Here is a 22,204-nt window from a genome sequence, read left to right on the forward strand (position 1 = left end):
ATGGACCTGACGAAAATTGTTGTGGATGCCGCGCCGTTCAGCGTGGGTGATGAGTACAACTGGCTGGCGCAATCTGACGCCGACGGTGCTGTGGTGACGTTTACCGGCAAAGTGCGCAATCACAATCTGGGTAATCATGTCAGCGCGTTAACGCTGGAACATTATCCGGGCATGACCGAAAAAGCGCTGGCAGAGATTGTCGCTGAAGCCCGTACCCGCTGGCCACTGCAACGCGTGTCGGTTTATCACCGCGTCGGGCCGATGTATCCGGGCGATGAAATCGTGTTTGTCGGCGTGACCAGCGCGCATCGTGGCATGGCTTTTGAAGCCAATGAATTCATTATGGATCATCTGAAAACCCGCGCACCGTTCTGGAAGCGTGAGGCCACGGAAGAGGGCGACCGCTGGGTTGATGCCCGTGACAGCGATAAACAGGCCGCGGCGCGCTGGTAAATCGCATCTCAACCGCACGCAGACCTTCCATGCTTTTCTCTCTATCTGTGATACGCTTAAAAAATCGGGAGGCTGTTTTGGCCTCATTTTTTGTCCTCCATGCAAAAGGGTAATCATCATGGATCGATATCCACGCAGTAACGGTTCAATTGTTGAACGCGCGAATACCGGCATTCAGGCGTACATGGCGCAAGTGTATGGCTGGATGTTCTGTGGTTTGCTGCTGACCGCATTTGTGGCCTGGTACGCTTCCGGCTCTGAGAAAATCATGAGTTTTGTTTTCTCCAGCCAGATTACTTTCTTCGGTTTGATCATCGCGCAGCTGGCGCTGGTCTTCGTGATTTCCGGCATGGTGAATCGCCTGAGTGGCACGGTCGCCACCGGTCTGTTCATGCTGTATTCCGCGCTGACCGGGCTGACGCTTTCCAGTATTTTCCTGGTCTACACCGGTGATTCGATTTTCGGTACCTTCATTGTCGCCGCCGGTATGTTTGGCGCGATGAGTGTTTACGGATACGTGACCAAGCGTGACCTTACCGGTATCGGCAGCATGTTGTTCATGGCGCTGATCGGCCTGGTGCTGGCATCGCTGGTGAACATGTGGCTGAAAAGCTCCGGCCTCGCGAACATCATTTCTTACGCCGGTGTGCTTATCTTCGTCGGTCTGACGGCGTATGACACACAGAAGCTGAAAAACATGGGTGCGCAGTTGTCTGCTGATGATCGCGATAACTTCCGTAAATACTCCATTGTTGGCGCACTGACGTTGTATCTCGATTTCATCAACCTGTTCCTGATGCTGTTGCGGATTTTCGGCAACCGCCGGTAACGGTTTTTGATTGCAAACGTTTGAGAGGGGCACTGAGAAGTGTCCCTTTTTTTATGCCGGAGCCGCGGCAATGGCGGTTTTTACCACCTTTTGGAAAGGTGATAATTTCGGTTACCGCACACTGGCGGTTTTTTAAAAAAGGATTGAGAAAGTTTCGGTTTTTCAATTGCGGTGCTCGCATAACTCACTGTGCCGAAACCGACCAAAGAGGGCTATGACGAGCCCTCTTTGGAATCTCCACGTCTTGAACTGCGCGCTACCGCTCGCTGGCTATGTTTCAGTTGCCGCAGAGACAGGCTGGAAATCTTGCCGCTGTGCGGTCCCTTCTCACGGTGTTACTCGGCCTGCGGCCTCACCCTTCGGGCCGTCACTTCGTGACGTTGTCTCGCAGAGCTCGACCCGAGCCAAAGGTCTCGAAGCCGCTCCTTTCAGCAAGATTTCTGAATCGCCCGCACGATCTTAAATTCGAAGGCAGACTGTTTATCATCTTTTAGAAAAGTGGATTGGCGTGATCAAAAATGGCACCGAATGAATGGTTCGAGACGTAGGGCTCGAAGCCTGAAATGAGGGAATCGCGCAGCGATGACATTTTGCGCCACCCGGTGATGCGACAGGATATGTCCATCGAGCCTGCGATAGCGCGCAATAAAAAAGCGAGGGGAGTTCAGAGGGGAAAAGCCTTTCCCCTCTGGTCGGTTTCGGCGCAGCAAGTTAAATGAACGACGTCATTAAGAAACCGAAATTTTCTCGATCAATTTTTAAGTCAAAAAGTTTCCGCCATTTCCAAATGGTCATGACCGCCCCGATACCGCGGCTTACGGTATCCGCACTCTTCCCGTCGGTACCCGCCGAAAACTCCACCACACCTGCACGGTGTTAAACAGCACCAGAATCGCCGTCACGATAAACACCCACCGGAAGCCGAGCAGGGCAGAAGCACTGGAGCCAATCAGCGGCCCGACGACATTTCCGAGATACATAAACGACTGGTTGTATCCAAATATCCGGCCTGTGACCTGATCGCTGCTGTATTTCACCAGCAGCGCCTGAACCGCAGGCATCAGCGCGCCATCACCGAAACCGAGCATGAAACGCAAAATACCCAGCTGGGTCGGCGTATTAATCAGCGCCATCAGGCAGAACAGAATGAAGCAAAAGACCAGTGCGGCGATAAGGATACGGTGTGCGCCAATGCGGTCGCCGAGCTTGCCGAGTTTCGGGGCGGCCATCAGCGCGGAAACGCCCGGTACGGCGGCGATTACCCCGCTGATAAACGCGATGTTGCTGGTGTCAGACGAAATCTCGCGGATAAACAGCGTCAGGATCGGGCTGATGGAACCGTTCGCCAGCTGAATCATCATGGTGGTAACGAACAGGCTGACGATGAGCCACGGATAAGGCAGTGTGGTGAATACCGCTTTACCACTCAGCCGGTTGGCTTTGGTCACCGGCACTACGCGTTCTTTTATCAGAAATAATGTGATCAGGAAGCTGATAAACAACATGCCGCTGGTGACGAAAAATACCGTGCGCAGACCGAGATGGTCAGCCATAAAACCGCCGAGCAGCGGGCCGATAATCACACCAGATACCTGACCGGTAGACAAGGTGCCCAGCGCCCAGCCGCTTTTATCCCGTGGCACCTGCGAGGCGACCAGCGCCATCGCATTGGGTATATACCCGGACGTCAGCCCCATCAGCGTACGCAGAATGAAAAGCTGCCAGACGTTGGTGGCGAAACCCTGCAACATCATGACAATCGCCATGCCCAGCGCGGCGCGCAGCAACATCAGCTTGCGGCCTTTACGATCCGCAAGGCTGCCCCACAGCGGCGCCACGATGGCCGAAACCAGAAACGTACCGCTGAACACCAGCCCTGACCACAGGCTCAGCGATTCATGAGATGTGACGCCAAGCTGTTCGATGTAAAGCGGTAAAAAAGGCAGGATCTGACTCATCGCCATGCCGGTGAAAAAACAGCCCAGCCAGACGGAGATTAAATTTACTTTCCAGGTTTCCATGTTGCAGCGAGCGAGCCTTATGGACAGAGGAGTGTGAGAAACGAAGCATAGCAATCAAATCTGTGAAGTGGGACGCAAAAAGTGGGAACCCATTCATCAGATTTATAATTGATTATCCTGTGTCAACATTTGGGATTATCACGACAGATTATGCCGCCGGAAAGCGTCGCCGGAGTCAGCCTCTGTAACCGCCCGTTACAGGCCGGCAGGAGATAAATTCACGCACGGCGGCGTTCTGTGGTAGAATCGACCCAACTGGCGCACTGCAGTTTGTGCCGAATCCTCGTGGTAATGCCTCATTTGCCTCGTCTGATCATCCACTCTTGAAACTGCACCGAACCCCGTTCGGGTTAGAGTGGACTGGAGCTTTTCCTTATATGTCATTTGATTCCCTCGGCTTAAGTGCCGAAATTTTGCGTGCTGTTGAAGAACAGGGCTATCGCGAACCTACGCCTATTCAGCGTCAGGCTATTCCTGTCGTGCTGGAAGGTCGTGACCTGATGGCGAGTGCGCAGACCGGTACCGGTAAAACCGCTGGTTTTACCCTGCCGCTGCTCAATATGCTCAGCCATACCAACGCGCAATTCAAAGGACGTCGCCCGGTTCGTGCGCTGATCCTGACCCCAACCCGTGAGCTGGCGGCGCAGATTGGTGAAAACGTACAGGCTTACAGCAAATACCTGACCCTGCGTTCGCTGGTGGTATTTGGTGGTGTGAGCATCAACCCGCAGATGATGAAACTGCGCGGTGGTGTGGATGTTTTGATCGCAACGCCTGGTCGTTTGCTGGATCTGGAACATCAGCGTGCTGTTGATTTATCTCAGGTTGAAATTCTGGTGCTGGACGAAGCTGACCGCATGCTGGACATGGGCTTCATTCATGACATCCGTCGCGTGCTGGCGAAACTGCCTGCCAGGCGTCAGAACCTGCTGTTCTCCGCGACCTTCTCTGATGAGATTAAAGGTCTGGCGAGCAAGTTGCTGACCAACCCTGCTTCTGTCGAAGTGGCGCGTCGCAACACCGCTTCTGCGCAAATTGAACAAAGCGTTCACTTTGTTGATAAGAAACGTAAAAGAGAATTGCTGTCTCAGATGATCGGCGAAGGCGACTGGAAACAGGTGCTGGTCTTCAACCGTACCAAACATGGCGCAAACCATCTGGCTGAGCAGCTGAATAAAGACGGCATCACTGCCGCCGCTATTCACGGCAACAAAAGTCAGGGCGCGCGTACCCGCGCACTGGCCGATTTCAAAGCCGGTTCTATCCGTGTTCTGGTCGCGACTGACATCGCTGCGCGTGGTCTCGATATCGACCAGCTGCCGCACGTGGTGAACTACGAGCTGCCAAACGTGCCGGAAGATTACGTTCACCGTATCGGCCGTACCGGTCGTGCGGAAGCCACCGGCGAAGCGATTTCTCTGGTGTGCGTTGACGAACACAAACTGCTGCGTGATATCGAGCGCCTGCTGAAACGTGAAATTCCACGCATCGCGCTGGAAGGTTACGAGCCAGACCCGAGCATCAAAGCTGAGCCGATCATTAATGGTCGTCAGGGCAGCGGCGGCGGTGGTCGTGGCGCGCCACGTCAGGGCCAGCGTCCGGGCGCACCGCGCTCTGGTGCTCCACGTTCCGGCGCTCCGCGTCAGGGCGGGAATGGTCAGCGCAGCGGTACCTCAGAAAATCGTGGTTCAGAAAACCGCGGTTCAGCTGAAAACCGTCCGGCACGTTCGCGTCCTGCTCATGCAGGCCAGCGTCGCACCGGCAATGCAGGCAGCGGCAACAAGTAATTGTTATCGCTGTTCTGCAATCAAACCGCCTTCACCGGCGGTTTTTTTTCGTCTGCGATCTACCGGATCCGATTTATCGGATCACATAGGCACAACGCCGCGCGCCCTGCAAAATATGCTCGGTGCGTTGCACATCAGCATCCAGCACTTCGCTGAACACATCGCGTTCTGCCCGGCAAAATCCCTGACAGGTAGCGGCGGCGGCACAAATCGGGCAGTGATTTTCGATAAACAGATAACTGCCATCTTCCTGTAATGTCCAGTCCGCCATATAGCCTTCACGGGTACGGATATCCGTCAGCCTTTGCAATTTTTCTTCCATCGACACCGCCCCGAGCATCGCCTGGTGGTAGTTTTCCTGCGTGATTTTTTCCCGCGAAGTGATCAGCTGATCCAGCGCTGAATCGCCCAGAGAGGTGCGGATCAGCTGCAAAAGTTGTACGGTGAGATCGGCGTGTGCATCGGGGAATCGCGCATGGCCTGCGGCGGTCAGCTGCCAGTATTGTGACGGGCGGCCGACACCCTGGGAAACGGCTTTGGCTTCCACCAGACCTTCTTTTGCCAGCTTCACGAACTGCTGTCGTGCGGCTTCTCCGGTGGTGCCCAAAAGGTGACCGGCATCACTGGCCTGTAATTCCCCGCGCGTTTTCAGAAGCGTCAGCAGGCGTTCTGCCACACTTTGTCTGACGTCATTTTTATTTTCCAAGTCATTGCTTGACATATTACCTCGGCGGGTTCTAGATTACGTAAAACATATTCCAAGTTATTTCTTGTTTTAATCATACCATAACCACAACACGCTTCAATGTGTGGAAAGCACAAACCAAAGGGATGCAGAGAAATGTCGGGAAGTCAGAACGGTTGGGCGGACTTATTCAGTGCAGAAAACCGCGGGAGCGCCATCACCCTCAGTGCCGGTGTCGCGCTCTACGCCACCAACAGTTACATCGTGATCACCATTTTGCCCTCTGTCGTGCAGGATATCGGCGGGCTGGCGTGGTATGCGTGGAATACCACGCTGTACGTTGTGTGCTCCATTCTTGGCTCGGCACTTTCCGCCCGTCTGATGCGGACCGCCGGACCCCGCGGCAGTTATCTGATGGCGACCGGTATTTTTATCGCTGGTGCCGCGATTTGTACCGCCGCGCCAAATATGCCGGTGTTGCTGCTCGGAAGGGCATTGCAGGGGCTGGGCGGCGGATTCCTGTTTGCGCTTTCTTACGCGATGATCAATCTGCTGTTTAAAGAATCTCTCTGGCCGCGGGCAATGGCGCTGATTTCTGCCATGTGGGGGATTGCGACGCTGATCGGCCCGGCAGTGGGCGGGATTTTTGCGGAACTGCACGCCTGGCGCTGGGCATTCGGTTTGCTGTTGCCGGTGACGTCTTTGTTCGGGCTGTGGGTGTGGCGGATCTTGCCGAAAGCGCAGCGTGAAAAACAGGCCGATGAGCCGTTACCGCTGATGCAGCTGGCGTTGCTGACCGGTTCGGTGCTGGTGGTTTCTGCGGGAAGTTTATCCTCCGAAGGCCTGATTAACCTGCTCGGATTCGTGATTGCGGTGGTGATGATGTTAATTCTGCGTCACCGTGAATTTACCGCTGATGTCAGGCTGCTGCCGCGTAATGCGTTACGCCGTTCTTCTCCGCTTTACGGGCTGTATCTGGTGATGAGCCTTCTGATTATCGGTCTGGGCTGCGAACTGTTTGTCCCTTATATGCTGCAACATTTGCACGGTCAGGCGCCGCTGGCGGCTGGCTATATCACGGCAGCCGCGGCAGCGGGCTGGACATTAAGTGAGGTTGCGAGCTCCGGCTGGACAGGTCGCCGTGCCGACAATGCCATTGTCTGCGGGCCGGTGATACTGGCTGCCGGTTTGCTTTTATTGTTGTTTACCGTACCCGTCGCGTTTGGTCTGCCGTGGCTGAATATCAGTGGTGTGGTTCTCGGGCTGACGCTGGCCGGGTTCGGCATCGGCCTTGGCTGGCCGCATCTGCTGACCCGCGTGCTGCAACAGGCTCCGGAGGACGACCGCGAAAAAGCCGGTGCATCAATAACTGTCGTGCAGTCTTTTGCGTCAGCGCTCGGCGCGGCACTGGCGGGCACTGTCGCTAACTTCGCGGGCGTGAGTCAGGGAGATGCCGGTGCGGCCAACGCGGCATTCTGGATGTTCCTGCTGTTTGCCATACCGGCGTTCCTGGCTGTGTGGATTGCCTGGCGCTCGGTAAAAGCCCGGCAGGCCAGCGGCAATGCGCCGGAACACCTGAGCCGTGATTTGTCACAAGGGTAATTGCCCGGCGGCGGGCCATGCGGTAATCTTGCGCGTCATTTTTAAAGGTTGAACAACGATGCGCGTATTACTGGCTCCGATGGAAGGTGTGCTTGATCCTCTGGTTCGTGAACTTCTCACTGAAGTGAACGACTACGATTTGTGCATCACTGAGTTTGTGCGTGTGGTCGATCAGCTGCTGCCCGCCAAAGTTTTCCATCGCCTGTGCCCCGAATTACATCACGACAGCCGTACGCCCTCCGGTACGCGGGTGCGCGTTCAACTGCTCGGACAATATCCGCAATGGCTGGCCGAAAATGCCGCTTTTGCCGTAGAGCTCGGCTCTTACGGAGTGGATCTCAACTGCGGTTGTCCGTCGAAAATGGTCAATGGCAGCGGCGGCGGAGCAACGCTACTTAAAGATCCCGAACTGATTTATCAGGGTGCAAAAGCCATGCGCGCCGCCGTTCCCGCGCATTTGCCGGTGACCGTCAAAGTACGTCTTGGCTGGGATTCCCTTGAGCGCAGTTTTGAAATTGCTGATGCAGTACAGCAGGCCGGTGCCACCGAACTGACCGTTCACGGGCGAACCAAAGAAGACGGTTACAAGCCGGAGCGCATTAACTGGGCCGCGATTGGTGAAATCCGCCAGCGGCTGAGTATTCCGGTGATTGCCAACGGCGAAATCTGGGATTACGAAAGCGGTCAGGCCTGTCTGCAAACTACCGGTTGCGATGCGGTAATGCTAGGGCGTGGCGCGCTGAATATCCCGAACCTCAGCCGCGTGGTGAAGTACAACGAACCGCGTATGCCGTGGCCGGACGTGATGACGCTGTTGCAGAAATACACCCGTCTGGAAAAGCAGGGCGACACCGGTTTGTATCACGTTGCGCGCATCAAACAGTGGCTGAGCTACTTGCGCAAAGAGTACGAAGAAGCGACAGAGTTATTTACTGAAGTGCGCGTGCTTAAGACGTCGAAGGAAATTGCCGGACGCATCAACCGGTGATGCCATGATGTCTTTCCACGGGCAGAGAGACGACAGAATCCGGAGGGACGCTTTTTAAGCGTCCCTTTTTGCATTTCAGGCTAATCTTACGCAAGTGTTCACTTACTCGCCGTTCCACGGTTGGCGGGCGCTGGTGACAGACTTTGTGACAAATAGAATTGAAAAATGCGGGTGCTAAGACTATTCGCGTCACTTATAATTCCGCCCGCTGTTTCGACATAACTCAATGACAACTTTCTAAATACAGAGCAATGCATGTGAAAATCCGTCTTCTGGTTCTGAGCTTATTAGCCTTAAATACAGGCATGTTGTCTGCACCTGCCGCCTTCGCTGCAAAGCAAGAGCAGGCCGTCGCCCCGATTGTTCAAATTGCTTCCGGCAGTGCCATGGTGGTGGATCTTAAAAGCCACGAAGTGATTTATTCCCGAAATCCTGATGAGGTGAGGCCGATTGCCTCCCTGACAAAACTGATGACCGCCATGGTCACGCTGGATGCAAATCTGCCACTCGACGAAGTGATTAACGTCGATATCAGTAATACGCCTGAAATGCGCGGCGTTTTCTCCCGCGTGAAACTCAACAGCGAAATTACCCGTCGCCAGATGATTCAGCTGGCGCTGATGTCTTCAGAAAACCGTGCAGCAGCCAGTCTTGCGGCGCATTATCCCGGCGGTTATTCAGCGTTCATTAAAGCCATGAATAACAAAGCGAAATCGCTGGGAATGACCCATACGCATTATGTGGAACCGACCGGTTTGTCGCCGCACAACGTCTCGACTGCACGCGATTTGACCCGCCTGCTGCTGGCTTCCCAGCGTTATCCGCTGATCGGCCAGCTGAGTACCACAGCGGAAAAAACCGCGGTCTTCAGCCATCCGGCGTATGCCTTGCCATTTCGTAATACCAATCATCTGATCATGAACCCGTCCTGGAATATCCAACTGACAAAGACCGGTTACACCGATGATGCTGGGCATTGTCTGGCGATGCGAACCACCATCAACGGTAAACCGGTTACTCTGGTCGTGATGGATGCTTTCGGAAAATACACCGCTTTTGCCGACGCCAACCGTCTGCGCACCTGGATGGAAACCGGTAAAACCGTGCCCGTTCCGCAAATCGCGAAGAACTATCGTAAGCAGAAAGAGCAGCAGAAGACGCAGCCATCCGTCGAAGAAGCAGACGACTAAAAATATCCTGTATACTTCGGACCGCAATGGCCTTGGCGACGTTCACTCACCCGAATCACTGACTAATGTCAGCTCATCGGGATTCGTTCGCTTGCCGCCTTATTGCAATCCGAATTATTTTGGATATTTCAGCAATCGCTGATAAATGAAAAAGTCCGGCCATGTGCCGGACTTTTTGTTTGCAGGGAATGAACTGATGATCAGAAAATCAGTTTAAAGACACCTGTGAGGGTCAGCAGGCCGACGATAAAGATGATGGCGATGATCCACAGAATAATTTTCATGTTTTCTCCTTAACATACTTTTCAGTCATCATCGGCCGTCCGGCTAAGCCAATGATATTCCTTATCAGTATAGCTTCTGCCTGCATTTTTGCTTTTTGCTCGCTGTTTTTTCAGGCCAGCGCCGCGCGTAAGCCACATTCGGGGCTGGTGAGCGGTTTGCCCATTTGTGTCAGCTGCGCTGCGCCGGTCATTGATGCCTGTGCCAGCACCACACAGACCGCACCTTTCATATATTGCGCATCAGCCGCTGCCGCGATGGCCTGTAAGTATCCCGCCAGATCACCCTGCTTAAACTTTTCCCATGCGCCCGTTACCAGACGGATTTCAAGCTGTGCCTGCGGATGCTTTTCCACCTGTGCGAATAACTCTCGCGTCGGCTCAAGGGTCGTTTCGACTGCACACAGCACGACCACATTACCCGCCGTTTTCATGGCCTGTTGCGCCAGAGCCTGATCGACTCGCAAAACCGGCACCGTGGCTGTTTCGCTGGCAAGCGTTGCGGCTGAACCCAGCGTCGAGCAAGTCAGTAAAACGCGGTCGGCATTTTCACTCAAAGCCAGCAACACATCGGCAGTTTGCTGACGAATATCCTTAGTCAGTCCGCCTGCCTTTTCGGCTGCGGCGAGTAAATCAGGCCGGGACACATGCACAAACTGATGCTGCTCCAGTCCGAGTTCCTGTGCTGCGTTTTCGAATACCGCAATATTGCTGTCCGCCGTGTGTAAACAGGTGATGCGCATCTCATTCTCCTGATAAATTCCAGCCTCTACGTTAATGATTTTTTAGACGTTGTGCAGGCTTATTCGCCTGTAAAAATTTGTTAGTTAGTGTACTAACTCACTACCAAATAAATAATACCTTGATTTAAAATAAATAAAGTATGTACCAGTTGGTACAAAATATCTTACTTTCGCCTAACATCTTCGTATAATCTCCGTCACAAAATAAAAGCCCACCGCAGATGTGGGTACTTCCCCGTCAGACCCCGCTAAAAGGAGTTTTATCGTGAAACGCAGACATTTTCTGACCTCAATGGCGGTGCTGTTATTCAGCACTGCGCTGAAGGTTAAAGCCAAAATTTTCTCCGGTGGTATGCCGTGGATTATCCATTCGGTTCGTCCGCCAAAACCGGTGGTCGCCGGTGAATGGACATTTTTCACGCCCGAAGAAGTCAGCCTGGTGGAAATCCTGGCCGACCGTATCATTCCGGCAGATGAACTCAGTATCGGCGGCAAAGAGGCCGGTTGCGCGGTGTTTCTGGATCGTCAGCTGAGCGGCGATTTCGGCAAAGCGGTAACCACCTATCGTCTCGGACCGGTTATTCAGGACGGGTTGCCACAGGCCGGACCGCAATATAAAGACACGCCAGCCGAACGTTACAAACTGGGGCTGACGGCGCTGAATAACGTCGCGAAATCGCGCAATGGCGGGAAAAACTTTACCGAGCTTTCCGGCGAACAACAGGACGATTTACTGCGTCGCGTGGAATCCGGCGAAATTCCGCTGGCGGGCGTCAATGGCCAGCTGTTCTTCAACATGTTAGTGCAGAACATGCGTGAGGGATTCTTCTCCGACCCGTTATATGGCGGCAACAAAGATATGGCGGGCTGGAAAATGCTCGGTTTCCCCGGTGCACGTTATGACTTCCGGGATGTCATCGACCGCCGTGGCGAAGACTTACATATCGAACCGGTCAGCATGCTGTCCCAATACGAAAAATCATAAAAACCGCCCACGAACGGTCATTGATTGAATTGATTTTGCAGGAGTGAATGTCGTATGAGTAATAAACGTGAAAAGGTCGATGCGGTCATCGTCGGCCTGGGTTGGGCAGGTTCGCTGATGGCGAATGAGTTGACGCTGGCAGGACTGAATGTGGTGGCAATTGAGCGCGGTTCATGGCGCGACACCAGCAACGATTTCCCGACCACTATTGATACCGATGAGCTGCGCTTTGTCAGCCGCCGCGCGATCATGCAGCCGACGGCGGTGGAAACCCTGACATTCCGTAATAACCCGATCCAGCAAGCGTTACCGCTGCGTGAATTTAATACCTACCAGTTTGGTATGAATGTCGGCGGTGCGGGTACGCACTGGAATGGCATGACCTGGCGCTTCCTGCCGTACGATTTCCAGAGCTACAGCCAGACAGTAGAACGTTACGGTAAGAACAAATTTCTTGAAGGCATGCAGGTGCAGGATTGGGGCGTGACCTATGATGACGTCGAACCTTTCTACGACAAATTCGAACGCTACGCGGGTACTTCCGGGAAAGCTGGCAACATTAAGGGTGAAAAAATTGAAGGCGGGAATGTCTTCGAAGGACCGCGCAGCCGCGATTATCCGCTGCCGCCGCTCAAACGCACCCAGCTGTCGATGATCTTTGATAAAGCCACCCGCGAGATGGGCTATCACCCGTTTGCCGTGCCTGCGGGTAACACGTCTGATGCTTATACAAATCCGCTGGGTATTAACATGGCGCCGTGTACTTATTGCGGTTACTGCGAATTCTTCGGCTGCGGCAACTGGTCAAAAAGCAGTCCGAATGCCTGTATCTTACCAGCCGTCATGCAGCGCCCCAATTTCACGGTAATCACCGAATCTGAAGTGTTGCGCGTGAACAAAGCCGCCGACGGCAAAACCGCTACCGGTGTGACTTTTATCGGCAGCGACGGCGTAGTGTGGGAACAACCCGCGGACATCGTGGTGATTTCTGCTTACCAGATGGACAACGTGCGCCTGATGCTGCTTTCCGGCATCGGTAAACCCTACGACCATAAAACCGGCGAAGGCGTTGTAGGCCGCAACTATGCTTATCAGACCGTTTCCGGTGCAGGTTTCTTCTTTGAAGATGAAATGATGAATCCGTTTATCGGTGCCGGTGCGCTGTCGCAGGCGATTGACGATTTCAACGGCGACAACTTCGATCATACCCACCACGATTTTATCGGCGGCGGTGTGGCGCTGGTGCATTCCACCAACGGACGTCCGATTGGCTATTCCAATAACGTGCCGCCGGGCACTCCGCGCTGGGGCGCTGACTGGAAGAAAGCCGTCAAACACAGCTATCAGAACTACAACAACGTCTATTGCATGGGCAACAGCTACCCGCACCGCGATGTGTTCCTCGATTTAGATCCGGAATATAAAGACCGCCACGGCCAGCCGCTGCTGCGCGTGACCTTTGACTGGATCGAAAACGACAAACGCTCAGCGAAATTTATGGCCGACCGCTCGGTTGAGATAGCGCACGCGATGGGCGCAAAGACCGTCGTGCGTCAGGAACCGACCACCAAACCGTTCTCACCGATGGATAACCTTTCCTCGCATACCACCGGTGGCGCCTGCATGGGCGACGATCCGAAAACCAGCGCGGTAAACCGCTATCTGCAAAGCTGGGATGTGCATAACGTCTTTGTCTGCGGCGCTTCAGCCTTTGCTAATAATGGCGGATATAACCCGACCGGTACCGTGGGTGCGCTGACCTTATGGGCAGCAGAAGCCATCAAAACCCAGTATCTGAAGTCTCCTGGTCCGCTGGTGAGGGTTTAAGCATGAGCGTGAAAAAGACATTAGCAATTATCGCGGGCGTGGTTGTCATCGGCGGGCTGGGTTTTGTCGGTTTTAAAACCTGGCACAACGCCAGCCAGTCAGGTGATTTTCAGGCTCCGGCTGCGGCAGCCATGACCGGCAAAACAGCCATTGAACGCGGCAAATATCTGGCACTGGCAGGGGACTGTGTGGCCTGTCATACCGCGCCCGGCGGCGGTAAACCTTTTGCGGGCGGCTACGGGCTGAACACGCCGTTCGGCACGATTTACGCCACTAACATTACGCCTGATAAAGAAACGGGCATTGGCGGATGGACCGATCAGCAGTTCATTAATGCGGTGCGCAACGGCAAAGGGATCAACGGTGAGAATCTGTATCCGGCGATGCCTTACAACGTTTACGCCAAGGTCAGCGATCAGGACCTGAAAGACATCAAAGCGTATCTGAATACCGTGCCTGCCGTGCATTATGACGGCCCGAAAACGGATTTGCCGTTCCCGTATAACATCCGTCTGATGATGTTCGGCTGGAACCTGTTGTTCCTGGATACGGCACCGTTCAAAGCCGATCCGTCGCAGTCGGCAGAATGGAATCGCGGCGCGTATCTGGTGGAAGGGCTGGGGCACTGTACATCGTGCCATACTGCAAAAAATCCTCTGGGCGGTGATAACTTTGGCGTGCATCTGCAGGGCGGAGAATTGCAGGGCTGGTTCGCGCCGGAAATCACCGGCAATACCCGTCAGGGCATTGGCGACTGGAGCAATGACGAAGTGGTGCAGTACGTGAAAACAGGGGCTAACTCGCGTACCGTGGCTGCCGGTCCGATGGCGGAAGCGGTCACGAATTCGCTGCAGCATTTGTCGGATTCAGATCTGCATGCCATCGCGGTTTACCTGAAAAGCTTGCCGGGCAGCAAAGATAATTCCGCGCCTTTAGCCGCTAATTCCGCGATGGCCAACGGCAAAGAACTCTACGCCGATAACTGCGCGGCATGCCATCAGAATTCCGGTGAAGGGGTACGCAACATGATCCCTGCCCTGAAGGGTAATAACGGCGTTCAGGCCACCCGGCCGACCAACATTCTGCACGTGCTGATGAACGGCGGGCAGGGGGCGGCAACGGCAAGCAATCCGACCAGCGCGGACATGCCTGAGTTCGGCTGGAAACTGACCGATCAGCAGATGGCGGATGTCAGTACGTATATCCGTAACGCATGGGGAAATCAGGCGCCGGCGGTCAGCAAAGACGACGTAGCAAAAGCGCGTAAATCTCAGCAGGGTGCTGCCGCATTGCGTAATCCAGAACAGCAGTAAACGCAAGCTAACGTAAGTAATAAAGTTTAAGGAGCCTCGTAAGAGGCTCTTTTTGTTGGTTTTTATTCATCATCTAAATGTAAGATTTCGAAGCATAGATACATAAGCAGTGGCATGTGAAACGAGAAGTAAATTGATTTGATATGGTTATTTATACAGCGCAAAATTCCCCCAGATTAAGAGTTTCTAAACAGGGAAAGCTCATCAGCTCATGTGAGGGACAACAGTCATGTTTCAGCTCAGCACAATGGATATCTCGCCCGTCAATCCGATGCTCTACTTTCCCGGTGCCTCTGCCTGGCCGGAAGAATACAAAGGAAAATTGCTCATGGAAAAGCTCATGCAAAATCAGATCAATAATATCGAAAAACAAGGGATCAAAAACGGTGAGGAAATTGCCGGACTAAATCTTCGTGTAGGGAAGGTGGAACAACAGGTCACTCAGCTGACGGAAGTGGTCACCGACACTAATCTGCGGGTCGGCAAACTGGAGTATCAGATGGTCACGCTCACTGAAGCGGTAACAGATATCGGTGTGCGTGTAGGAAAAACTGAACAGAACATCTCCCGCATCGACGGGCATCTTCTTAGGATTGACGATCGACTGGTGCATATCGACAAACGGTTTGAACAAGTCGATAAACGGTTTGAACAAATCGACAAACGGTTTGAACAGGTGGATGCGCGCTTTGTAAAGATTGAAGCCTCATTAAGCGCCATGCAGAAGATGTTTTATGACCTTATGATCCAACAGACACGCTGGATTATTAGCATGATGCTGGTACTGGTAGGTGCAACTTTTACAGCCGCTCGCTTTATCCATTAAGAGGGGCCTGCTGCGGTCAAACGCTGATTACGATAAGTTGAGCGCAGCAGCAAAACTGGCAATAACGTCTATAATATAGACAGGTCGCCACCTTCCTTGTGCCCTTGTGTGACGGGCATTTCCGAAGGTCTATCACTGCACGCCGCTGGCGGCTTTCGGCGTACAAGGGGGTGTTTCATGGCAAATCATGTCTGGGGACTGTTATCCCATCCTGGTCCCGAACTGCAGCAAATCCAGCGTGAGCGGGAAACCGTTTCACATGTGTATTCCCACCATGTTCTTTTGATGGCGTTGATCCCGGTTGTCTGTTCGTTTATCGGTACAACACAGTTGGGCTGGAATTTCGGTGACGGTCAGACGCTGATGGTTTCCATGTTCACCGCGTCGTATATCGCCGTTATCTTCTATGTTCTGATGCTCGCCGCTGTCGCACTCATGGGGCGCATAATCTACTGGATGGCACGTCGTTATGACAGCCGCCCGACACTCAACAGCTGTATCGTGTTTGCCGGTTATGTTGCCACGCCGATGTTCCTGAGTGGTCTTGTTGCGCTTTATCCGATGGTCTGGTTATGCCTGTTCGTCGGCATCATCGGGCTGTGTTATAGCGGATATCTGTTGTATCTCGGCATTCCTAACTTCCTGAATATCGACCGTCGCGAAGGGTTCCTGTTCTCCAGTTCAACGCTGGCAATGGGCGTTCTGGTATTAGAGTTACTTCTGGCTCTGACGGTGATTATGTGGGGTTACGGAACACAGTTATTTTAACGTAATGGCTATCTTACTTGCCATTTTGCCCCCGGGCAGTGCTCGGCTTCCTCACGTACTTTATGTACGCTGCGGAGCCTCCGCGCTGTCCGGGAACAAACTGCCTGCGCCGACTACGCCATTTGCCTTTTGAAGGACATTATTCCTGCCAGTTTTTCATCTTACTGGTTTTTCCGATCCCCGGATTGAAGCTGTTGGTCGGGTCGGCCTGCCGGTAGAACTCTTTCAGATGCGGTTTTGCCAGATACAGATGTCCGACGTTATGCTCTGCCGGATATTCCGCGCCTTTAGTGTCGAGCAATTCAAGCATCCGGTGTTTCAGTGCCTTGCTGTTCGCGCCTTTTTTGACGATGTAATCCTGATGGAAAACGTGGCACATGAAATGGCCGTAATACAGTTTTGCCACCAGCTGATTGTCGATATCTTCCGGCAATGTTTCGAACCAGTCGCGGTCATTACGGCGCAGTGCAATATCCAGCGCCAGAATATCCTCCACTTCTTTTTCATGTACCGCGTGATAACGCACCGCAGCACCTGCAGCGGCGAAACGGTGCAGGAAAGCTTTTTTGCCTTCGTCAGCCGAGCAGATAAAGAAATCACCCTGACCATCACTGAAGAAACGCGTCAGAAATGTACGTGCCTCATCAATTCCAGGGCCGGACATTTTTAGCAGTAAGTGATGTTCAAACCGGTCACGGTACTGCTTCATGCGAGGTGGAAGGTGATTCGGCAGGGCTTTGCTCAGGCATTGCATTACGCGGTCGCTGAAGTTTTTCGGTAGGAAAGGGACTTTACTGGCATGCGCATCGAATTTCCCTTTCGCGGTAAACATGTCCGGCATTTTGTCGGTGCCAAGCTTATCGATCATCATGAATGTGTCTTTGCCGTAGACTTCGGTGATATCGAAAATATCGCGATGCATGTATTCACCGGCCACCGGCAGGTTCGCAAAATCACGCAGGATCTGACGACGTAATTCGGTCAGCACTGCCGTGTCATTGGTGCCGATATAAAATACCTGCTGTTGCGTTTCAGCCGGGAAAGTATCCAGACGTACGGCGAACACGGCCAGTTTTCCTGCACAACCTGAGGCTTCAAACAGCCGCCGCTCATCGGCGTTAAAACGTGAAGGCGTATCAGCGTCCACTTCACGCACCCGCGCAGCATAATCATGGTCAGATGCCAGACGCTGATCGTGCAGTATGTCACTTTCCAGATAATCAGCTTTTTCCAGACGCGTCAGTATTTCTTCCGGCGTTTCGCCAAGATTAATACCCAAATGGTTAATCAGGCGTAATTCACCCTGTGCGTCGATCTGCGCATAAAGCGCCATTTCGGTATAGGCCGGACCGCGTTTCACCAGCGATCCACCTGAGTTGTTGCAAATCCCACCGACCACCGATGCACCGATGCACGACGAGCCAATTACCGAATGCGGTTCACGGTTATAAGGTTTGAGGATTTTTTCCAGCTTATAAAGGGTGCTGCCGGGGAAGCCAATCACCTGATGACCGCCGTCGAGCAACTGAATTTGATCAAGTTTGAGGGTACTGAAAATGACGATATCGCGGTCATAATCATCACCGCTGGGCGTTGAGCCTTCGGTCAGCCCGGTATTAGCGGCCTGCATAATGACAATCTTATCGGCGGCGATACAGGCTTTAAGCAACTGCCATTGTTGCAGCAGCGTTTGCGGAAATACCACGGCCAGCGCTTTGCCGCCACCTGAACGAAATCCTTTGCGGTAGCGCTCAGTGTTGCTGTCTCCGGTCAGAACATGACGGCTGCCAGCAATCTCTTTGAGCGTGGCGATGAGTGACTGATTATCCATTTCATCTTCCTTTTTAAATGCGTTGCCATCTAATCATAGACTTAAATGATACTTATTAAGTTAAACCCCATTCGGGATATCCGTTAGGTAATTTCACTTAATCTGTTGCATTTTTGTCATGTGCTGTCCATTAAATCGTCATTGATGTGTCATATAACTCGCGCTTAATGAACGCCAGATTATGAAAGCAACCGAGAGACAGCATCATGGCGCAAGCTCAACTTAAGCTGGCACAGGCTGAATACCCTCAGGCCGGGCCACAGCATTTGAACAAAGTTCTGGACGTGAAAGGCCTGGTGAAATCTTATAAATCAGGTCAGCGCGTCCTGAATGACATCAATTTTGATCTGCACGCGGGTGAGTTCGTGGCGGTGATTGGCCGGTCCGGCGCAGGTAAATCCACTCTGTTACACGTACTCAACGGTACCATTACGCTTACCGATGGTAGCGTAGTGTGTCATTACGAAAATGGTGAACAACAGCAACTGGCCGGGCTGACCGGTAAAGCGTTGCGTCGCTGGCGCTCGGGTTGCGGGATGATTTTCCAGGATTTTTGTCTGGTTCCTCGCCTGGATGTGCTGACTAACGTGTTGCTGGGCCGTCTGAGCCATACCTCAACATTCAAATCTTTCTTTAACCAGTTTGACGACGAAGACCGTGCCCGCGCGATTTCTCTGCTCGAGTGGCTGCATATGCTGCCGCATGCGTTGCAGCGCGCTGAAAATCTCTCCGGTGGTCAGATGCAACGTGTGGCGATTTGCCGTGCCCTGATGCAGAACCCGAAAATTCTGCTGGCCGATGAGCCTGTTGCGTCGCTGGATCCGAAAAATACGCTGCGCATCATGAATGCGTTGAAAAAAGTCAGTGAAGAAAATATTGCCGTGATGGTCAACCTGCACTCGGTCGAGCTGGTGAAAGATTATTGCACCCGCGTTATTGGTATCGCCAAAGGGCAAATTATTTTCGACGGTCATCCGGATCAGTTAACTGACGGTATTTTGCAACAGTTATACGGTGAAGAACACGAAGCCATAAACAGTTAAACAACAACGTTATTTATTTTGCAGTACTTATTTCTACTTTCTCTCAATCTACACAAGGTCATCATTACATGAAGAAGTTATTACGTCTGGCAGTTTTCGTAGCAGGTTCTTTTACCGCGATGCACAGCATGGCAGAAGATGCGCCTAAAGAATTGAATTTGGGTATTCTGGGCGGCCAGAATGCGACTCAGCAAATCGGTGATAATCAGTGTGTAAAAGATTTCTTCGATAAAGAATTAAACGTGGATACCAAACTGCGTAATTCCTCTGATTACTCAGGTGTTATTCAGGGATTATTAGGTAAGAAAGTAGACATGGTATTAAGCATGTCGCCATCGTCTTTCGCCTCAGTTTATATTAATAACCCGAAAGCCGTAGATCTGGTCGGTATTGTTATCGACGATACCGATAAATCCCGGGGTTATCACTCGGTGGTTGTGGTGAAAGCCGATAGTCCGTACCAGAAATTGTCTGACCTGAAAGGTAAATCATTCGGCTTCGCGGACCCGGATTCCACGTCCGGCTATCTGATCCCGAACCAGACTTTCAAGAAAGAATTTGGTGGCACGACAGACAACAAGTACAACAACTTCTTCTCCAGTGTCACCTTCTCCGGCGGCCATGAGCAGGATATTCTTGGCGTGCTTAACGGTCAGTTTGAAGGCGCAGTGACCTGGGCATCGATGATTGGCGACCGTGAAACCGGTTATACCTCCGGCGCATTCAACCGCATGATCCGCATGGACCATCCGGATCTGATGAAGAAAATCCGTATTATCTGGGAATCTCCGCTGATCCCTAACGGCCCGATCTTAGTGCGAAGCGATCTGCCACCGGCGTTCAAGGCTAAACTGGTTTCTGCCATCAAGAAACTGGATAAAGAAGACCACGCCTGCTTCGTGAAAGCCGTCGGCGGTAAACAACATATCGGCGAAACGTCCCTGGCTGAATATCAGCAGATTATTGATATGAAGCGTGAGCTGACTAAAGGCGGTCGCTAACCCGTAACTCTCTCCCCTGCGAAGGGGAGGGTTGGGGTGGGGTATTAATGGCAACTCAGGAAGCGAAAGCTTTTACCATTATTGTTTTTTTAATACCCCCTCCTGACCTCCCCCTTCGCAGGGGGAGGAATAATGATTATCGCAAATCGGAAATATTATTTTGAACAAAGACTTCAATCGTTATTACCAGCAGATCCGGGGAAAACAAAAGCGTGAGGCGCTGATCTGGTCAGGGCTGATGCTGTTGTTATATCTGTGGTCAGGCAATGTTTCCGAACTTAATTTAAAAACGATTATTGTCTCCGCGCCGAGCTTGTTTGATTATATTGGTCAGACGGTGCCGGTATTACACTGGTCATTGTTATTTGCTGACGGTCATACAGAAGGTTCACTGGCGTATTGGGGGTATCGTCTTAATATTCAGTTGCCACTGATCTGGGAAACTATTCAGCTGGCGTTATCCTCGACGATATTATCGACCGCGCTGGCGGTTATTCTGGCGTTTCTCGCCGCGGGTAATACGGATTCGCCAAAATGGGTGAAATTCAGTATCCGCACTTTTGTGGCTTTCCTGCGTACCATGCCGGAGCTGGCGTGGGCGGTGATGTGCGTCATGGCCTTTGGCGTCGGCGCTATTCCGGGCTTTATCGCGCTGACTTTACACACCGTCGGCAGTCTGACCAAACTCTTCTACGAATCCATTGAAACCGCATCGGACAAACCGGTGCGCGGTCTGCGAGCCTGCGGAGCGGGACGCTTGCAGCGTATGCGCTTTGCTATGTGGCCGCAGGTTAAACCTATCTTTCTGTCGTACAGTTTTATGCGCCTCGAAATCAACTTCCGTCAGTCTACAATCCTCGGTTTAGTCGGGGCGGGGGGCATCGGGCAAGAACTGATGACGTCAATCAAACTGGACCGTTATGACCAGGTCAGTATGACCTTACTGCTGATCATTCTGGTGGTGTCGGCGATGGATTTTCTATCCGGTAAATTGCGCAAACGCGTCGTGGAGGGCACTTTCTGATGTTAACTGATGCGCTTGAACCTCATGTTGTCAGCAGCCTGAAGCAGCAGCACGGACATTTGTTTGCCGCACAGCGCCGCTATCTGCGTTACCTCGCGATACTGGCTGTCGTCATTGCGTTGTACTACGTCTATTTCTTCAGTTATTTCGGTATTCCGTGGAGCGAAGTGGTGCGCGGCACCCGTGAAGTCGGACGATATTTCCTGCGCATGTTCGTCTGGCATAACGTTTCCGAATGGCCTTTTAAGTATTATTTCACGCAGATTGCGATCACGCTGGCGATCGTTTTTGCGGGCACAATCACTGCGTCTTTCCTTGCTCTGCCACTGTCCTTTCTGGCGGCGCGCAATGTAATGTCTACGCCGCTACTCAGACCGGTTTCCATGATTATTCGCCGACTTCTGGATGTGCTGCGCGGGTTGGATATGGCGATCTGGGGACTTATTTTTGTCCGAGCTGTCGGCATGGGGCCACTGGCCGGCGTGCTGGCGATTGTGATGCAGGATTTAGGCTTACTCGGCAAACTGTACGCCGAAGGACACGAAGCCGTGGAACGCTCGCCGAGCCGTGGTTTACGGGCATTGGGAGCTTCACCGTTGCAAACGCACCGTTTCGGCATTTTCACCCAATCTTTCCCGACATTCCTCGCGCTGTCGCTGTATCAGATTGAATCTAATACCCGTTCTGCAGCGGTTCTCGGTTTTGTCGGCGCGGGTGGGATCGGTCTGGTGTATGCGGAAAATATGCGTTTATGGAACTGGGATGTGGTGATGTTTATCACATTGATTCTGGTCGCCATTGTCATGACTATGGATAAGATCTCCGCCATGTTGCGCGCCAAATATATTCACGGTGAAGAGATTGATTTGTTTGAGCCGGAAGAGCGAAAAATGAAGCCGCCGGTAGAGCTTTACCGTCCTTAATTTATTATCCCGGCAAACAAAACGCATTAAAAAGGCGGCATCCGCAGGGAGGCCGCCTTTTGCTCTCTTATTTATTAGCGAAGG

The 22,204-nt window shown here is 52.7% G+C and carries 19 protein-coding genes; 15 read left to right on the forward strand and 4 right to left on the reverse strand.

Annotation, left to right across the window (positions count from 1 at the left end):
- Together moaE and EC840_RS00100 are read left to right on the forward strand one after the other, a co-directional pair.
- Entirely contained in the window at nucleotides 1–453 is a 453-nt protein-coding gene (gene moaE / locus EC840_RS00095) for a molybdopterin synthase catalytic subunit MoaE (protein WP_112291721.1), read from the forward strand.
- Nucleotides 454–571: 118 nt separating this feature from the next.
- On the forward strand, nucleotides 572–1,282 hold the full coding sequence (locus EC840_RS00100) for a Bax inhibitor-1/YccA family protein (RefSeq protein WP_013576373.1): 711 nt from the start codon (nucleotides 572–574) through the stop codon (nucleotides 1,280–1,282).
- A gap of 815 nt (nucleotides 1,283–2,097) precedes the next feature.
- Here EC840_RS00100 and mdtG read toward each other — a convergent pair.
- Nucleotides 2,098–3,303 (reverse strand): multidrug efflux MFS transporter MdtG, encoded by a 1,206-nt coding sequence (gene mdtG, locus EC840_RS00105; protein WP_129638414.1) that lies wholly within the window; start codon nucleotides 3,301–3,303, stop codon nucleotides 2,098–2,100.
- 377 nt (nucleotides 3,304–3,680) lie between these two features.
- Between mdtG and rhlE the strand changes: the two genes are divergently transcribed.
- Nucleotides 3,681–5,090 carry an ATP-dependent RNA helicase RhlE gene (rhlE, locus tag EC840_RS00110; protein WP_113877892.1) on the forward strand — a complete coding sequence of 470 codons (1,410 nt, stop codon included), beginning with the start codon at nucleotides 3,681–3,683 and terminating at the stop codon, nucleotides 5,088–5,090.
- A 73-nt stretch (nucleotides 5,091–5,163) separates the two neighbouring features.
- Here rhlE and EC840_RS00115 read toward each other — a convergent pair whose 3' ends face one another.
- The gene (locus EC840_RS00115) at nucleotides 5,164–5,811 is read right to left on the reverse strand and encodes a metalloregulator ArsR/SmtB family transcription factor (protein ID WP_120160463.1); all 648 of its coding nucleotides are present in this window, start codon (nucleotides 5,809–5,811) and stop codon (nucleotides 5,164–5,166) included.
- A gap of 120 nt (nucleotides 5,812–5,931) precedes the next feature.
- On the opposite strand from EC840_RS00115, the gene EC840_RS00120 reads away from it, so the two are divergent.
- The 3 genes from EC840_RS00120 (at nucleotide 5,932) to pbpG (ending at nucleotide 9,555) form a co-directional block, all read left to right on the forward strand.
- Nucleotides 5,932–7,377, forward strand: coding sequence for an MFS transporter (locus EC840_RS00120; protein ID WP_132963724.1), 1,446 nt, complete (start codon nucleotides 5,932–5,934; stop codon nucleotides 7,375–7,377).
- A 58-nt stretch (nucleotides 7,378–7,435) separates the two neighbouring features.
- Entirely contained in the window at nucleotides 7,436–8,365 is a 930-nt protein-coding gene (gene dusC, locus EC840_RS00125; protein WP_132963725.1) for a tRNA dihydrouridine(16) synthase DusC, read from the forward strand.
- A gap of 251 nt (nucleotides 8,366–8,616) precedes the next feature.
- Complete coding sequence (pbpG, locus tag EC840_RS00130; protein ID WP_165928996.1) at nucleotides 8,617–9,555, forward strand: D-alanyl-D-alanine endopeptidase; 939 nt, start codon at nucleotides 8,617–8,619, stop codon at nucleotides 9,553–9,555.
- A 394-nt stretch (nucleotides 9,556–9,949) separates the two neighbouring features.
- Here pbpG and EC840_RS00135 read toward each other — a convergent pair whose 3' ends face one another.
- Nucleotides 9,950–10,579 (reverse strand): aspartate/glutamate racemase family protein, encoded by a 630-nt coding sequence (locus EC840_RS00135; protein WP_132963727.1) that lies wholly within the window; start codon nucleotides 10,577–10,579, stop codon nucleotides 9,950–9,952.
- A gap of 265 nt (nucleotides 10,580–10,844) precedes the next feature.
- On the opposite strand from EC840_RS00135, the gene EC840_RS00140 reads away from it, so the two are divergent.
- The 5 genes from EC840_RS00140 to EC840_RS00160 all read left to right on the forward strand — a co-directional run bounded on the left by EC840_RS00140 (nucleotide 10,845) and on the right by EC840_RS00160 (nucleotide 16,298).
- Complete coding sequence (locus EC840_RS00140) at nucleotides 10,845–11,564, forward strand: gluconate 2-dehydrogenase subunit 3 family protein (protein ID WP_112291343.1); 720 nt, start codon at nucleotides 10,845–10,847, stop codon at nucleotides 11,562–11,564.
- A gap of 54 nt (nucleotides 11,565–11,618) precedes the next feature.
- Nucleotides 11,619–13,391: a GMC family oxidoreductase gene (locus tag EC840_RS00145; protein ID WP_113877885.1), complete on the forward strand. Its 1,773-nt coding sequence runs from the start codon at nucleotides 11,619–11,621 to the stop codon at nucleotides 13,389–13,391.
- 2 nt (nucleotides 13,392–13,393) lie between these two features.
- Nucleotides 13,394–14,704 carry a cytochrome c gene (locus tag EC840_RS00150; protein ID WP_132963728.1) on the forward strand — a complete coding sequence of 437 codons (1,311 nt, stop codon included), beginning with the start codon at nucleotides 13,394–13,396 and terminating at the stop codon, nucleotides 14,702–14,704.
- A 229-nt stretch (nucleotides 14,705–14,933) separates the two neighbouring features.
- Nucleotides 14,934–15,530 (forward strand): hypothetical protein, encoded by a 597-nt coding sequence (locus tag EC840_RS00155; protein ID WP_120160479.1) that lies wholly within the window; start codon nucleotides 14,934–14,936, stop codon nucleotides 15,528–15,530.
- 177 nt (nucleotides 15,531–15,707) lie between these two features.
- A complete protein-coding gene (locus tag EC840_RS00160) occupies nucleotides 15,708–16,298 on the forward strand; it encodes a Yip1 family protein (protein ID WP_113877882.1) in 591 nt (196 codons plus the stop codon).
- A gap of 139 nt (nucleotides 16,299–16,437) precedes the next feature.
- Here the strand turns inward: EC840_RS00160 and dld are convergent, their stop codons facing one another.
- Nucleotides 16,438–18,129, reverse strand: a complete 1,692-nt coding sequence (gene dld / locus EC840_RS00165) for a D-lactate dehydrogenase (RefSeq protein ID WP_132963729.1) — start codon at nucleotides 18,127–18,129, stop codon at nucleotides 16,438–16,440.
- 206 nt (nucleotides 18,130–18,335) lie between these two features.
- Here dld and phnC point away from each other — a divergent pair, with 206 nt between their 5' ends.
- The 4 genes from phnC to phnE (EC840_RS00185) all read left to right on the forward strand — a co-directional run bounded on the left by phnC (nucleotide 18,336) and on the right by phnE (EC840_RS00185) (nucleotide 22,120).
- Nucleotides 18,336–19,172 (forward strand): phosphonate ABC transporter ATP-binding protein, encoded by an 837-nt coding sequence (gene phnC / locus EC840_RS00170; protein WP_132963730.1) that lies wholly within the window; start codon nucleotides 18,336–18,338, stop codon nucleotides 19,170–19,172.
- Nucleotides 19,173–19,240: 68 nt separating this feature from the next.
- A complete protein-coding gene (phnD, locus tag EC840_RS00175; protein ID WP_112291356.1) occupies nucleotides 19,241–20,173 on the forward strand; it encodes a phosphonate ABC transporter substrate-binding protein in 933 nt (310 codons plus the stop codon).
- Nucleotides 20,174–20,333: 160 nt separating this feature from the next.
- Nucleotides 20,334–21,197 (forward strand): phosphonate ABC transporter, permease protein PhnE, encoded by an 864-nt coding sequence (gene phnE, locus EC840_RS00180; protein ID WP_132963731.1) that lies wholly within the window; start codon nucleotides 20,334–20,336, stop codon nucleotides 21,195–21,197.
- The gene (gene phnE, locus EC840_RS00185) at nucleotides 21,197–22,120 is read left to right on the forward strand and encodes a phosphonate ABC transporter, permease protein PhnE (RefSeq protein WP_112291360.1); all 924 of its coding nucleotides are present in this window, start codon (nucleotides 21,197–21,199) and stop codon (nucleotides 22,118–22,120) included. The genes phnE (EC840_RS00180) and phnE (EC840_RS00185) overlap by 1 nt, the downstream gene beginning before the upstream one ends.
- Nucleotides 22,121–22,204: the final 84 nt, after the last annotated feature.

Origin of the sequence: Rahnella sp. JUb53 (assembly GCF_004346065.1) — a bacterium.
Lineage (GTDB): Bacteria > Pseudomonadota > Gammaproteobacteria > Enterobacterales > Enterobacteriaceae > Rahnella > Rahnella variigena.

Bases quoted from the DNA above. Each gene is read 5' to 3' on its own strand.
- moaE (WP_112291721.1), top strand. From the start codon at position 1: ATGGACCTGACGAAAATTGTTGTGGATGCCGCGCCGTTCAGCGTGGGT.
- EC840_RS00100 (WP_013576373.1), top strand. From the start codon at position 572: ATGGATCGATATCCACGCAGTAACGGTTCAATTGTTGAACGCGCGAAT.
- mdtG (WP_129638414.1), bottom strand. From the start codon at position 3,303: ATGGAAACCTGGAAAGTAAATTTAATCTCCGTCTGGCTGGGCTGTTTT.
- rhlE (WP_113877892.1), top strand. From the start codon at position 3,681: ATGTCATTTGATTCCCTCGGCTTAAGTGCCGAAATTTTGCGTGCTGTT.
- EC840_RS00115 (WP_120160463.1), bottom strand. From the start codon at position 5,811: ATGTCAAGCAATGACTTGGAAAATAAAAATGACGTCAGACAAAGTGTG.
- EC840_RS00120 (WP_132963724.1), top strand. From the start codon at position 5,932: ATGTCGGGAAGTCAGAACGGTTGGGCGGACTTATTCAGTGCAGAAAAC.
- dusC (WP_132963725.1), top strand. From the start codon at position 7,436: ATGCGCGTATTACTGGCTCCGATGGAAGGTGTGCTTGATCCTCTGGTT.
- pbpG (WP_165928996.1), top strand. From the start codon at position 8,617: ATGCATGTGAAAATCCGTCTTCTGGTTCTGAGCTTATTAGCCTTAAAT.
- EC840_RS00135 (WP_132963727.1), bottom strand. From the start codon at position 10,579: ATGCGCATCACCTGTTTACACACGGCGGACAGCAATATTGCGGTATTC.
- EC840_RS00145 (WP_113877885.1), top strand. From the start codon at position 11,619: ATGAGTAATAAACGTGAAAAGGTCGATGCGGTCATCGTCGGCCTGGGT.
- EC840_RS00150 (WP_132963728.1), top strand. From the start codon at position 13,394: ATGAGCGTGAAAAAGACATTAGCAATTATCGCGGGCGTGGTTGTCATC.
- EC840_RS00155 (WP_120160479.1), top strand. From the start codon at position 14,934: ATGTTTCAGCTCAGCACAATGGATATCTCGCCCGTCAATCCGATGCTC.
- EC840_RS00160 (WP_113877882.1), top strand. From the start codon at position 15,708: ATGGCAAATCATGTCTGGGGACTGTTATCCCATCCTGGTCCCGAACTG.
- dld (WP_132963729.1), bottom strand. From the start codon at position 18,129: ATGGATAATCAGTCACTCATCGCCACGCTCAAAGAGATTGCTGGCAGC.
- phnC (WP_132963730.1), top strand. From the start codon at position 18,336: ATGGCGCAAGCTCAACTTAAGCTGGCACAGGCTGAATACCCTCAGGCC.
- phnD (WP_112291356.1), top strand. From the start codon at position 19,241: ATGAAGAAGTTATTACGTCTGGCAGTTTTCGTAGCAGGTTCTTTTACC.
- phnE (WP_112291360.1), top strand. From the start codon at position 21,197: ATGTTAACTGATGCGCTTGAACCTCATGTTGTCAGCAGCCTGAAGCAG.